This window comes from Simplicispira suum (genome assembly GCF_003008595.1).
GTDB lineage: Bacteria > Pseudomonadota > Gammaproteobacteria > Burkholderiales > Burkholderiaceae_C > Simplicispira > Simplicispira suum.
In genome coordinates, this window is the sequence record NZ_CP027670.1 from 33696 (window position 1) to 46965 (window position 13270).

Annotated in this window: 14 protein-coding genes; 11 read left to right on the forward strand and 3 right to left on the reverse strand. The window is 59.5% G+C overall.

Going from position 1 to position 13270, the window contains the following annotated elements; translation table 11 throughout:
* Positions 1 to 77 precede the first annotated feature (77 nt).
* Both C6571_RS18395 and C6571_RS18400 read left to right on the forward strand, forming a co-directional pair.
* Entirely contained in the window at positions 78 to 395 is a 318-nt protein-coding gene (locus C6571_RS18395) for an AbrB/MazE/SpoVT family DNA-binding domain-containing protein (protein ID WP_106448358.1), read from the forward strand.
* Positions 395 to 853: a type II toxin-antitoxin system YhaV family toxin gene (locus C6571_RS18400; RefSeq protein ID WP_106448359.1), complete on the forward strand. Its 459-nt coding sequence runs from the start codon at positions 395 to 397 to the stop codon at positions 851 to 853. Before C6571_RS18395 ends, C6571_RS18400 begins: the two co-directional genes overlap by 1 nt.
* 30 nt (positions 854 to 883) lie before the next feature.
* On the opposite strand, the gene C6571_RS18405 is transcribed toward C6571_RS18400, so the two are convergent.
* Positions 884 to 1342, reverse strand: a complete 459-nt coding sequence (locus C6571_RS18405) for a helix-turn-helix domain-containing protein (protein WP_106448360.1) — start codon at positions 1340 to 1342, stop codon at positions 884 to 886.
* A 157-nt stretch (positions 1343 to 1499) separates the two neighbouring features.
* Between C6571_RS18405 and C6571_RS18410 the strand changes: the two genes are divergently transcribed.
* Positions 1500 to 1880 (forward strand): HU family DNA-binding protein, encoded by a 381-nt coding sequence (locus C6571_RS18410; protein ID WP_106448361.1) that lies wholly within the window; start codon positions 1500 to 1502, stop codon positions 1878 to 1880.
* 100 nt (positions 1881 to 1980) lie between these two features.
* On the opposite strand, the gene C6571_RS18415 is transcribed toward C6571_RS18410, so the two are convergent.
* Positions 1981 to 2823, reverse strand: a complete 843-nt coding sequence (locus C6571_RS18415; RefSeq protein ID WP_106448362.1) for a restriction endonuclease — start codon at positions 2821 to 2823, stop codon at positions 1981 to 1983.
* 75 nt (positions 2824 to 2898) lie between these two features.
* Between C6571_RS18415 and C6571_RS18420 the strand changes: the two genes are divergently transcribed.
* From C6571_RS18420 to C6571_RS18450, 7 genes are read left to right on the forward strand one after another with little or no spacing between them, the layout of a single operon-like run.
* Positions 2899 to 3120: an antitoxin MazE family protein gene (locus C6571_RS18420; protein WP_106448363.1), complete on the forward strand. Its 222-nt coding sequence runs from the start codon at positions 2899 to 2901 to the stop codon at positions 3118 to 3120.
* Positions 3117 to 3440: a type II toxin-antitoxin system PemK/MazF family toxin gene (locus tag C6571_RS18425; protein ID WP_211300764.1), complete on the forward strand. Its 324-nt coding sequence runs from the start codon at positions 3117 to 3119 to the stop codon at positions 3438 to 3440. Before C6571_RS18420 ends, C6571_RS18425 begins: the two co-directional genes overlap by 4 nt.
* A complete protein-coding gene (locus C6571_RS18430) occupies positions 3440 to 5371 on the forward strand; it encodes a site-specific DNA-methyltransferase (RefSeq protein WP_106448364.1) in 1932 nt (643 codons plus the stop codon). Before C6571_RS18425 ends, C6571_RS18430 begins: the two co-directional genes overlap by 1 nt.
* Before the next feature lie 23 nt (positions 5372 to 5394).
* Entirely contained in the window at positions 5395 to 8109 is a 2715-nt protein-coding gene (locus C6571_RS18435) for a DEAD/DEAH box helicase (protein ID WP_106448365.1), read from the forward strand.
* A 44-nt stretch (positions 8110 to 8153) separates the two neighbouring features.
* A complete protein-coding gene (locus tag C6571_RS18440) occupies positions 8154 to 8537 on the forward strand; it encodes a hypothetical protein (RefSeq protein WP_106448366.1) in 384 nt (127 codons plus the stop codon).
* 50 nt (positions 8538 to 8587) lie between these two features.
* A complete protein-coding gene (locus tag C6571_RS18445; protein ID WP_106448367.1) occupies positions 8588 to 8785 on the forward strand; it encodes a hypothetical protein in 198 nt (65 codons plus the stop codon).
* Positions 8772 to 10694: a tyrosine-type recombinase/integrase gene (locus tag C6571_RS18450; RefSeq protein ID WP_106448368.1), complete on the forward strand. Its 1923-nt coding sequence runs from the start codon at positions 8772 to 8774 to the stop codon at positions 10692 to 10694. Before C6571_RS18445 ends, C6571_RS18450 begins: the two co-directional genes overlap by 14 nt.
* Before the next feature lie 129 nt (positions 10695 to 10823).
* Here the strand turns inward: C6571_RS18450 and C6571_RS18455 are convergent, their stop codons facing one another.
* Complete coding sequence (locus C6571_RS18455; RefSeq protein ID WP_146139382.1) at positions 10824 to 11156, reverse strand: hypothetical protein; 333 nt, start codon at positions 11154 to 11156, stop codon at positions 10824 to 10826.
* Between the two features lie 1640 nt (positions 11157 to 12796).
* On the opposite strand from C6571_RS18455, the gene mobI reads away from it, so the two are divergent.
* The gene (gene mobI / locus C6571_RS18465; RefSeq protein ID WP_106448371.1) at positions 12797 to 13264 is read left to right on the forward strand and encodes a conjugative transfer protein MobI(A/C); all 468 of its coding nucleotides are present in this window, start codon (positions 12797 to 12799) and stop codon (positions 13262 to 13264) included.
* Positions 13265 to 13270: the final 6 nt, after the last annotated feature.

The following is a 13270-nucleotide window of genomic DNA, read 5'->3' on the forward strand; positions in this document are numbered from 1 at the left end:
GAGCGCATAAACCGCGGCATATTGACAAAGTAAGGATATTTCCTTACCCTACGGGGGTTGCGATCAGGAGAGCCACCATGCCTGCCATTCACGAAGTTGCCACGCTAACATCCAAGGGGCAGATCACGCTGCCCAAATCCATCCGCCAGGCGCTTGGGGCCGACACCGGCAGCAAGCTCGTGTTCGAGCTTCGCGGCGGGGAAGTCGTCGTGACCCGTGCCGATGCCGAGCACGAAGACCCGGCCATTGCCGCATTCCTGGCTCTGCTGGCGCGCGATATTGAGGCAGGCCAGAATGTTCGTGGTCTGCCCGAGGACCTGGCTCGCACGATGCTGGAGCACGCAGGCCACAAGGTGGAGCTGGGCGGCGATTTCGATGAAGACGTGGACATCTGATGCAACAGCATGGCTGGACACTGCTGTTCCACGACAACCTGATCGGGCAGATGATGAAGCTACGGGCGGCTGTGCTGCGCGTACAAGAGAATGACCCGCAAGGGGTCGGCTCCAACGCCAACGTCAAGTTCTTCCGGGCCTTGGTCCAGTTGATGCAGGACGTGGTGCCAAGCGATCCGGCGCGGGACGAATACCGTCAGGGCAACACCATGGGTCCGGCCTATCGTCACTGGCGACGGGCCAAGCTCGGGAGACGCTACCGGCTGTTCTTCCGGTACGACTCGAAGGCAAAGGTCATCGTGTACGCGTGGGTCAACGACGAGCAGACCCTGCGATCTTCGGGCAGCAAGTCGGACCCTTATGCTGTATTCGAGAAAATGCTCGGGCGCGGAAATCCGCCAGACGACTGGAAGGCATTGGTCGAGGCAAGTAAACCGGATTGGAGCAAACTGCAGTAGGCATTCTTCCTACAGTAAGGGGACAGCCGTTCATTTAGGGGGAGGTTGCCCCGATTTCGAGGCTTTGGCCTGCGCCAATCGCGCCAGTATCTCCTTGCCGCTTCTGTGCTTGAGCTCACCAAGCTGCTGCACCTGCTCGGGCTTGGGCCTTGCCTTGCCCTGCTCCCAGAGATAGATCGTGGCACCGCTCATACTGATCAGGCGTCCGTAGTCGGCCGCCGATAGGCCCAGTCTGGACCGATGTGCCGCCATGCGCGCGGCGCTGAACCGATATTTACGATCGGTAGCCTTCTCCTTTGCATCGCTGGATGCACGCTCGCGCTGGGCCTGTTTCAGTTGCTTTTGCAGAGCCGCCAGCTCACGCCGCAATTCAGCAATGGCGCTTCGATGCTGCGAGTTGGCTTTCTTCAGGCTCTCAACTTCGGCGCGGACTTCCTTGCGGGCGATGCGCGAAATCTCAGCTTTGAAGACAGAGGCGATATTGGCCATGAGTGCGATTCCAATGGGGTTATGAACGTAAAGCACAGTCGCGGGCTTGAAGGTAACCCGGCAGAAAAGCGAGCTTAACTGTTCTGCGCCTCCTACAATTCGGAGCGCACGCTGGGCTCTCCTGCGCGTGCTTTCTGAAACTCAACCCAAAGACAATATGGCCACCTCGAAGAAACCCGCCAAGCCCGCCGCGCCCAAGGCTGCACCGTCGATCAAGCCGGTCAAGCCGATAAAGGATGTCCTGACCAAGACATCGCTCACTGCACTGCTGGCTCAACAGACGGGCGTCGATGCCAAGTCGGTAAAGGCTGTGCTCACCGCGCTGGATGGAGCTATCCTGGGCTCGGTGAACAAGAAGGGCGCGCAGACGTTCACCCTCCCCGGCCTGCTCAAGATTGAAGTGCAGAAGATCCCGGCCAAGCCCAAGCGCAAGGGCATCAACCCTTTCACCAAAGAAGAACAGGTGTTTGCGGCCAAGCCGGCGTCGGTGCGAATCAAGGCGCGCGCGCTCAAGAAGCTCAAGGACGCGGCGCTGTAATCACGGCGTAGGCCGCAGCCACCAGACCCTGCCACGTTTGGGACGTTGGCTCAAGGCTCCGCAGGGGCATTCAATAGGCAGGAGCGGTTCTCCAGCCGCCCTATTCCACCGGCTGCACGCCCCGGCACTTGGGGTAGGACGCGCACCCCCAGAACTCGCGGCCCGCGTGCGCGCCCGTCCTGGCCATACGCTTGACCATGGCGCTACCGCAGCGCGGGCACGAAGGCTGAGCCGACGCAGCAGCCACACCAACGTTCACGCCCTCCTTCGGAGCACCCTGCACGGCATCGATCATCTGCTTGAGCGCGAGGCCATCGATGAGCTCGATATTGCGTCCTCGGGCGAACTCGCGGGCGTCGGCTGTGAATACGCCCGAGGTGACGACAAAACCGCCGCTTGCGCCGTGCGCGGACATCACACCGTAGAGCTCCCGCACCACGGTCACCGGCACCTTGTAGGCCCGCCAGTGCTTGCACTGCACGAGGAAGGTCTCGCTTGCGCGCCTTAGCTTGAGGTCGATGCCGCCATCGGCGCCGTTGCCGCCTGTTTCAAGGACGGCATAGCCGCGCTGCCGGAAAGCCTCGCCCACCAGGCGCTCAAAATCCCGCCAGACCATGGCGCGCAGCGCTGCGCCGTCTGGGCTCTCTGCAACCTGGGCGACGAGCCGCCTCCTGCGGCGTCTCCCCAGCACAGAGATGATCGAACCAATCAGGAATACAAGGGGAACAACGTACTGGCCGATCGTGGCCAGCGTCTTCAGGATCTGCTGGAGCGCGAGTTGCCCCGCCTGCGCCGGCGTCGTGATGGCGGCCACCTCTGTCCCGGCATAGTGATGAAGGACCGCGTAGGCGAGCACAGCGAGCAGCACCGCAAGCCACCACGGCAGCATCGCCGCCAAGCTCAGCAGTTCTTCCAGGCCGCTGGATTTTCGTTTCCTTGCCATAGTGCCGCCAGAGATTTTCCCTTAAAGCAGTTGCCGCCATGGTAACATGTAACCCAATCGGAAAAGGACTCTGCCATGTCAACCTCCACCACTACGACAGACAAGGTGGCACGCTACCGCGAGCGCATGCGCGCCGCAGGCCTGCGACCGGTGCAGTTCTGGGTACCCGACACCCGATCGGCCGAATTCATGGCACGTGTGCGTGAACAATGCCAGCGCCTGAGCGGGGATCCTCAGGAAGAACAGGCGCTGGGCTTTGCGCAAGCAGCGGTCGAGCATATTGAGGGCTGGGAATGATCCAGCGCGGCGACATCGTTGCCGTCTCTATCCAGGGCGACTACGGCAAACCGCGCCCTGCCCTGGTTATCCAGTCCGATCTGCTCGAAGAGCTGCAAAGCGTCGTGCTCTGCCCGATCACCAGCGAGTTGCGTGATGCGGCGTTTCGCGTGACCGTGGAACCCACCCCTGCCAATGGGCTGAGCGCGTTATCGCAGGTGATGGCCGACAAGATTTCGACACTGCCCCGCAACAAGCTTAGCGAGCCATTCGGCCGTCTCGATGACGATCGCATGAAGGCGGTTGAGCGCGCACTCCTACTCGTAACTGGACTCATTTAATGCCGAACGAACACAAGGGCTTGCTACAAAGTCTCGATGGCCTCTCGGAAGTCGAACTGCGGCGCCTGCTGGTCGAACACCTGACAAAACAGAAACTCGGTCTGTACTGGGAGCGCAATGCGATCGACCACGATCGCGCGCTCAACGCCGATGTGGTGCTTCCACGGCTGGTACCGCAATGGAGCCATAAGCCAAAAGGTTGCAACGAACATCGCAACCTGATCATTGAGGGCGATAACTTCGATGCACTGCGACTTCTTCGCGCCACCCATGCAGGGAAGATCCGGGTCATTTACATTGATCCACCCTACAACACCGGCAACAAGGACTGGGTTTACAACGACAAGTTCGTTGGAGCGAACGACCGGTGGCGCCACAGCCTGTGGCTGGAGTTCCTGTACCAGCGCCTTCTGCTCGCGCGCGACCTGATGACCAGCGATGGGGTGATTCTGGTCAGCATCAACGACGAAAACCGCGCGCGGCTGGAGCTGCTGATGGACGAGGTGTTCCCGGGGCGGCGGCTGGGCAGCCTGGTCTGGCGCACCAAGGACACAGGCAACGACCTGACACAGCGCTTCAGCCATGTGCATGAACACGTGCTGGTGTACGCCAACGGCGGCTTTGCCTTCAATGGCCGCGCCACGGACCGCAGCAAGTTTCGCAACCCGGACAAGGACGACCGAGGGGATTGGTCGCCGCAGCCGTTGACGGCCAACAAGTCCTTGACTGAGCGGCCCAATACCTATTACCCGATTCAGGATCCAGCAACTGGCTACTGGTATCCCTGCGACCCTGACAGCACATGGCGATTCGCTTCCGAAGCCGTCATCCGCCGCTTGTGCCAAGGCAACGAGACGGCAGTGCAGGCCGCACTGGCAGCCCTGCGCAGCGACACCATGGAAGCCTTGGTGGCCCAGCGGCTGATCTATTTTCCGCCCTGCAACCCCGAGGACGTGCTGTTCTTTGCTACCGAGGCCGATCTGCTCGCAGCCCTCAAGGCGGGCAAAGGGCCGATGCTCCCCAAGAAAAAGACGCCGCTGCTCCGCGGCAGCCTGCCGGATCTGGATTTCTGGGTCGGAAAACGCATTGCGCCGGGCCGCCCCTCGCGCAAAGAACACTGGACGGCCAAGCCAGAAGCCGAGCGGCTGGCGCCTTTGAGCAGCTGGATTGGCGGCATGAACGAGGAGGTGGGCGAAGACGAGGTAGAACTGTTCGCCCTGCGCTCAGCACGCGGCGGCGTGGCGACCGAAGAGATCAAGCAGGTCTTGGGCTCCAAGGCATTTCCACATCCCAAGCCCCTGTCACTTATCAAAGGTCTGCTCCAGCAAGCCACCCGCCCCGGCGACACCGTGCTCGACTTCTTTGCCGGCTCCGGTACCACCGGCCAAGCCGTGCTGGAGTTGAATGCTGAAGACCGTGGCAACCGCCGCTTCATCCTATGTTCGAGCACCGAAGCCAACAACAAGGAACCTGACAAGAACCTATGCCGCGATGTATGTGCCGAGCGCCTTCGCCGGGTCATCGAAGGTTATGGCAACAAAGATGGCATAGCCCTTGAACGTGGCGGCGAGTTCGCCTACCTGCAACTGGACAAGCTCGATCCCGCTGATCTGGCACTCGATGCCACACCCGATCACGCATCCACCATGCTCGCCATGCGCCATGCCAATGCCGTGCAGGCCGCGCAGCAAAAGCAGGATCCCCGCATCGTGGCCAAGGGCAACGATTGGCTGCTGGTGTTGTGCAGCCAGGTCAACGAAGACACTCTGGAGCAGTTGACGGCCCTGCCTTCGATGCATGGCGTCTCACGCCTCGTGGTTTACGCACCCAGGCCCAAATCCTTGTCGGCGTATCTTGCGGATCACGGCGTTCAAGCGCAGGTCTTTTCATTGCGCAATGCCCTTGAGCACCGGGCGGGAGAGCACGCATGACGAATGTTACAAACACCCGCTCCATGCTCCAGGGCGCTCTTGATCTAGCCGTCACGGCGGGCTCTCTTCAGCCCGAGAAGTTCCAGGAAGAACTTGAGAAGAACATCAGCGCCAAGCTGCTTCGTTCACCATCGCCACCCTGCCTACTGCGCGCTCCCACCGGCTCGGGCAAAACCTTCGTCATGACCAAGGTTCTTGAACGCGTGTCGAGTGAGCGATCGGTTCTCTGGTTCTGGTTCGTGCCCTTTGTCACCCTGGTCAGCCAAACACTGGATTCCCTGTTGCAACACGCTCAGGGACTCGCGCCGACGACGCTGGCACAAGGCCGAAACCAAGATTTGGGCTCTGGTGCCGTCCTCATCTCCACGGCTCAGGCGGTGGCGCGCGCCCAATGGCGCAATCAAGGCTACGACGCAGACGCGGACGATGATGTACGCACCTTGGCGGCACTCGTGGCCCGTGCCCGCGCGAAAGAACTGCAAATCGGTCTCGTGGTTGACGAAGCTCACATCGGACTGGACCACAGCACGGAATTCGGCAAGTTCGCACGCTGGCTCAATCCGGACTACATGCTGATGGCCACAGCCACACCCAAGGACCAGCGCCTGACGGACTTTCTGGCATCCGCTGGTCGAATCGGCCAGGAGCACTTTTCTGTAAGCCGTGACGACGTGGTGAAGGCCCGCCTGAACAAGCAGTACATCGAAGCGGTCATCTACAGCATCGGCGAGAACATGCAGCAGGTGACAGATCTTCGCCGCACGGTTCTGCGCCAGGCCTGGATGCGCAACGCCCTCATTGGGCACCGCTTGCGCGATGCCGGAGTTCCCTGCGTCCCCCTCCTGTTGGTGCAAGTAGCCAACGGCGCCAATTCCGTCGATGAAGCCGCCCAAGAGCTCACGCGGCTGTGCAAGGTGCCTCCCGAAGCCATCGGCACGCACACCGCCGACAAACCTGATCCTGTCCTGATGGCCCAGATCGCCAATGATCCAACCAAGCACGTGCTTGTGTTCAAGCAATCGGCAGGCACGGGATTTGACGCACCCCGCGCATTCGTGCTCGCCAGCCTCAAGCCGGTGAACGACGAAGACTTTGCCATGCAGTTCATCGGCCGTGTGATGCGCGTCTCGCGCCAGATTCGCGAAAGATTCCCCAAGCCCACACCGATTCCAGAGGAGCTGGACACGGCCTACGTGTACCTTGGCAACGCACAGGCTCAAGCAGGGTTTGAGGCTGCAGTCCAGGCCACCAGCGCCGTTCGCACTCAACTCGAAGGGCAAAGCGAAAAGCTCGTAACCGCTCGGACCATGAACGGTGCGGTCAAGCTCACGAACCGACCAACGCCCGAGCTGCCACTGAGCTACACCATGGGCTTGCCCTCCAGGGAGGAAGAGGCCTCTCCTGCCGGCGCTGCACCGACGCCAGCAGGGTCTGGTTGGCACCCGCCTACACCTACGGACCCATTGCAGCAGGACCTGCTCGGTGAGGCTGGCTGGACACTGGATACCGTCGATACGAGCTCGCTGCCCAAGGCAACTCCCGCAACACCGCAACGCCCTCGCACAAGAGAGCAGGTTTTGCAGACCCTGGCTGATAACGGCCTCAGGGCTTTTCCCCTTCGCCGCGGCCTGCCTGCGCTAAAAGGTGCGCTCAAGTCCGAAGAGAAACCATCCATCGTCAGCCTCTCCGGCATCTCGCAACAGATCGCGCAAGCCTTGCCAATCAGCGCGACGCAGGCGCAAGCAGCAGTTGATGCCGCGCTCAATCGCACGCGGCAGAAAGAAAAACACAAGGAGCTCACGCAAGGCAAGAGCTACACGCAGAACATCCATGTAGTGACAGACAGAGCGGCCCTCGCACGCGAAGCCCAAACTGCGCTGCAGTCATTGCCACACGCCGAGGAAGAGGACTACCGCATCATCGTCAACACACTGAGCGAGCGCCTGCGCGCCACCGTGGATGTGACTCTCGCTGAATCCCCCGATGAAGCAGCTTCACCATCCATGCGGGTACGCCTGGCGCGAGACGCCGCCCATTGGGTAATCCGCCAGAGCGCTTCGGAATTGAAAGAGGCGATATTCAAGGCCATCGTCGATCAGGCAAAGCTTGTGGATGCCCAGCCTCTGCCGGATGTCATGATCTTTCCGACCGACCTCGCGCTCATCGGTTCGTCCAAGAACATCTACGGCGTTCTTCCGCCATCCAAGGATGGCACTGCAGACGTTGAATCGGTTCTTTTCATGGATCAGCGCCGCTGGTGGGAAGAGCAGCGATTCGAGCTGAATGACGGCAGAGTGATGAACATCGGGCGTTACGACGGCGCCACTCGGCTCAACACGCTGGAACAAACCTTCGCATCCTGTCTTGACGAAGCTGAATTCGTGCATTGGTGGCATCGAAACCCTGACAAGAAGCCGTACTCGGTGCGAGTCGTTCGCGCGGAACACGAGCATTACTTCTACCCTGACTTCGTGGTCTGCGTCACGCATGAGTCAGGCGAACCGCCTATGCAGCGCCTGATCGAAACCAAGCAGGACACGAAAGATGCCTTCAACAAGGCACAGCACTACCCACCCTTCTACGGAAAGGTGCTTTTCCTCACACCCGACAAAGAGCGCCTGAGATGGGTCAAGGATGACGGCACACTGGGCGATGTCGTGAAGCCCAGCGAGTTTCAGGTTGTCAACGACATGCTCAGGCGGACAAAACCCGCTTCCGTTCCGCTTGATGCTGAGTAACACGCAAGGTATCATGTAACCTACTCATAAACCACGGTGATCTCATGCCAACTCCTCGCAATGTCGCCAAGCACTTTTGGAACAACCAGGCTAACGCGCACAACCAGTGGGACGTGCTCGGCGAAGACGAGAAGATCGCATGGGTCGTGAAGCTGGCCAACCAGGGCGTCTTCAGTGCCTCATCGGCTCCTGACCCTACCGAATACAAACACTTCTTCGGCAAGGCCAAGGACGCCTTGAGGGGAGGGCGCGATGCCTGGGCCGTGCAATCCACCGGCGAAAAAGTCGCTGTCGCCTTGGTTCTCAACAAGCCGGAATGGCTACAGGAGATGGGCTACAGCCTGGCCGAAGCGATCGACCGCGCAGGTAGTCAATGGGTAGCCATGATGACGCGGATCGAGCGCGATCTGCGCGATCTCTCCGCCTAATAACCGAAGAGACGACGGTGCAAGCGCAACACACCATACGCATCCTGCGCATGGCCGAGATCGACGGCCAGTATTTTGAGGTTCCTACTTACGTGCATCGAAGTGTCTGCGGCTGGCAGGTGCGCGTCGCACGCTCCGAATCCCTGCATTTTGCTGACAATCAGTACGGGGGTCCGCTGCAATCGCTGCAGGCCGCAACTCAACTCGCTGCGCAGCAGTGTCGCTCTCGCGAAAATGCCTACGGTTGACACGCACGCACGCAAGATCGACCTGTCGCTCATGGCCTTCTACCGGGCTTGGCTGCAGGGCATGGATCTGCGCCATGCCACCGATCGCTATCTAAGCGAGGGTTTGGATCTGCGCGAGGCCAAGTCCACGATCAAGTGGATGCGCGAGACCTTGATCCGCGCTGCGCGCCGCCACGGCCGCATGAGCTACGTGCGTCTGCTGCGCATCCAAATCCCGAATCAGGCCAGAGACGCAGCCCCTCCCCCTGCCCTGCCGACACTGGAGGATTTTCGGGTCGAGCGCGATCCCGATTACTTCTACTCTGAGGCCGACCTCCTGGAGATCTACCTCGCCGAGTACCCAGAAGCCCAGGAGGCAGCCAAGTCGCCACGAGAGCAGCGCATCGAGCGCCTGATCGTGCGCCAAATCGAGGCGATCAACTGGGCCGAATCGCATGTGGCCACAGCGCCCCTGCCGACTGACAACGTGATCGAGTGGTTCGATAGGCCCATGGCCGAACGGCTCATCACGAGCGGTCTGCCAAATCTGCAGGCGCTGATCGAGCACATCAATGCCCGCGGCCAGCGCTGGTACGCCGACATTCGCCAGCTCGGTGCGATTCAAGCGGGAAGGCTGGTGGCCTGGATCAAGGCTCACTGTGAGAGCCTCCCCGCGATCGACGAAACAGCCCTTCTTGGCGCCCGCGCCCTCGCGTCGCAAGACAACGTGCGGCCCGCGCGCACGGACATCATGCCGCTGGAGTCCTTCCTCGTCCCATCGCTACTCGATGGCGTGCAGGGAGAAAACCGCTACCTGGGTCGTAGCCGCATCGAAGCGGTAAACGACTACCAAGCCATCAATGCATGGCTGGGGGCGGTCTCACGCAACGCGCACACGCGCCGTTCATACCGGCGTGAGGCTGAACGCCTGCTGCTGTGGGCGGTTCTGGAACGCGGCAAAGCCCTTTCATCGCTCTCCGTCGAGGATGCCTCAGCGCACCAGGATTGGTTGTACGCGCTGGGGCGTACGCCCGAGGGGTACTGGCGATGGAAGATCCCGCAAGAAAAATGGTTAGGGCCTCGCAACACGGCCCGCTGGTCGCCCGACTGGCGCCCCTATGAAGGGGCCCTCTCCCTTCGCTCGCAACAGCAAAGCTACGTCATCCTGAAGAGCCTGTGTGAATGGCTCATGAAGATGCGCTACCTCGACTCCAATCCGTTCGACGGCGTGGCCAAGCCCAATATAGAGGTCGCCGGAGCATCGCCCGACATTGAGCTCACGCATGCACTTTCGCGCGGTCAGTGGGATTTCATCAATGAGTTCAAGGACCGGCAGCCCGATGAGGAGCGCACCCAGAGATTGCGCTTTATCCTGGCTCTCGCTTACGCCACCGGCCTGCGCATCTCCGAGCTCGTTGACGCGAAAGCTGGCCGCCTTTACGCCAAGGAACGCAAGAGCGGAATGGGCCTTCGCTGGATGCTGAAGACGCTGGGCAAGGGCCAGAAGTGGCGAGTTGTTCCCGTGCCCTCTCCGGTCATGCGGGAGATGGCGAAATACTTTGCCGCGCGAGGCCTCCCCAATCCCCTGACGCACCTGAACGAGATTGACGCAGAGACCCCGCTGATCGCCAGCCTGGGTGGCGGTGGCCACGCCCTCTCCTCCAGCATGCTCTACAAGACCCTCAAGCGATTCTTCGCCGATGTGGCCACCGAGATGAGGAAACAGGAACACTTCGAGGATGCGCACAAGGTCGCTCAGGCCAGCACTCACTGGCTGCGTCACACCCGAGGATCCCACTCTGCCGAGGCGATGCCCCTGCACATGCTGCAGCGCCTGCTCGGGCACGCAAGCCTATCGACCACGACGATCTACACGAACGCCGACGAGGACGATCTCTATGAGGCAATGGAAAAGGAGTTGGCAGGCTGAAATGCCGTACGCGCACGTTGCCTGATATTTGCGCAGGGAACCCTGAACTAAGTCCGATCTAGCATCAGACTCACTGTCGAGTAATTTATCCACAGAAAATGTGGATAACTTGGACTCAGGGGAGCAGCGTCATGTTGACGCGATCTGCGCGCGCGCCTGCTTTTGATGTAGTAAAGCCTGCTCAACGGCCTTGGGGTGATACGCGAACCACTGGTTTATCCATTGGCGAGATCCGTCACGCGCCCCGGCAAGCACCTGCTCCGAAAACATCTGAATGACCTTGGGCTCCAGATCATCCAGCGCGCTCTGATTTCGGGATGCGTTTTCTCGCGCAAGGATGCGAACCGATTCGGAGACACCAAAATACGTGTCGGAAGTTACCCCCATGTAATTGGAAGTGAACTCCTCGGGAATGATGGCTCGCAGGCAGTAAACCAGACCAAGGCGACGCCTGTTACTCATATCGAAGCCAGCGATGGTGCAGCCTCTGTAATGCCCATAGGCTCGCGAAGCCACGGCGGGCACAAACCCGTGACACCGAGCGTCCTCGAAACTTCGGAATGCATGCATGTCCGAAGTATTGCAAGCCTGGGGAAAGAACTCCCCTCAAGACCGATCAAATCAAGGCGCATTACGCCCAGAGCCCCCGGCGACCAGGAGCCCGCAGTCCACCAGGCCACCAGGCCACCAGGCTTGAACCCCGCGACCAGTCTTTGATACTTGAATACCGCGCGCAAACCTAAGCGGCCCTCACAAAACCTCAGGCGAATTGAGAGCCAAGCTGGCTTAAAACGACCCGAGTATTGATCACCACCATCCCACCCCTTTCATTTTCAGTACAAGTCTGGGCGACCGATCCGTAGGGCCGCCATAAAGACTCAGGTCCTTACAAACAAAAATCAAGCAAAGCTATCCTCGCACGGTCCAATATACCGTCGCGCTTAATCAAGCGAAAATTTAGAGAACAAGCTCGGGTTTAATCACCTGCTGGTATCCAGAATGGCTGTATCGGCGGCGGCGCTCAATCATTTTCATGCGGGCATTAGCCTCAACAAAACACGAAACATGATCAATTTTTTGGCCACCGCGACGGTTGTGCAGCCCACCCCAACGTCGAACAACAGTCCAATCACCCAGAAGATCGCAAACAATGTAAGCGTGGTACCAACGGTCCTTACTTACCCACCGCACAATTTCGCTTTGAAACATTGTCTGACCTCACTATCAGCTCATGGAAAGCTAGCAAACGCTTTTGTGAATTTCCTTGAAGACCAAAAATTCGTGATCTAACCTCAAACACGACATCAGGTAAATACCGTTCTCGCGGACTTGTCTGTGCACTTCCGAAAAGCGATCCCGCATGAAGAAGCCCCGTCCATTCAGGGGCATGGCGTTCATCGATTTCCTCAACTGGAACCCATACTGAAATGAGTCTCAGCCGTCGATTGAGTACCAATTCCATTCACACCACACACAGTCTGCAGAATCAGGGACGGGTGGCAGGGACGAACGTTCACTCATCAATAGAGCAATCGAAGAACAAACGCAGCCGCATCAAGCCGCATCACATGATGGGTATCGCGATGCGGCTGTTGCGGCGAATCTATCATTGTCGAATAGATATTGCAATATCAATTTTCAATTTGAATTGAATTCATCGAGAGTCATCCCCCCTTCAGCCCGAGCCCTCGAACCCCAGGGGCCCAGGAACTTGTCTGCAGAGGGCGACCAGGGCTCGGATCTACCCTCCTGCTAGTGCGCCCGATGGCACGCCCGCACGGCATTCAAACGCAGGCCCACCTCGGCCACATATCAACCATTAGCCGGTCGGTTATACCGTCCAATCAGGTACCTAAACAGCCGGTAGAACTCACGATCGCACGCGTGATCATCGCGACGGTGGGTCGCTTATAGCGTCCAATCTGGTACCTAAACAGCCGGGCCAAATAGGCGATTTCAGGTCTCGTTTCGAGCCGCTTCCGCGTGGTGCGCGAAGATATAGTTCCAATCTGACACCTAATTGGCCGGGTGCTTTTACGAGGCTCCGGGCCTTCTATCCAATCTGGTAACTCACGGGATAGCTGTAAACCTACTAATCAACTATGGAAATGCAAGAAGCGCACGAGAGTGCAAAAGAGAGCTTGGTTGGGTACCTGGACACCATCCATGGGCAAATGGAGGCGCTGGTGACTGCGCACCTGGCTGCGTGCGACCAACTGGAGACCCAGAAGACCGACTGGAAAGATCGAAGCATCTTGCGGCTGGGCATGCACAAGAGCGGCAACCACCTGCAGGTGAAGTGGTTCACGATCAAGTGGTACGGAAAGGGGACGGCACGCAAGAGCGTGAAGGGTTCAATCAGGAAGTCGCCGAACGAAGACACGTACTCAATGGCTCAGCTACGCGAAAAGGCCCAGGAATGGGAATGGCCACTGGTTGAGGCGACTGAGATTCGGTTGGGAATTCTGCGGAGACAGGCGTCATTCGTTGCGAAGGCCTTGACCTCTCTGCGCTACGGCCAAATGGCGCTGGACAAGTACGCTGCCTGGGAGCCGAAAGCCCAAGATTGACCCCGC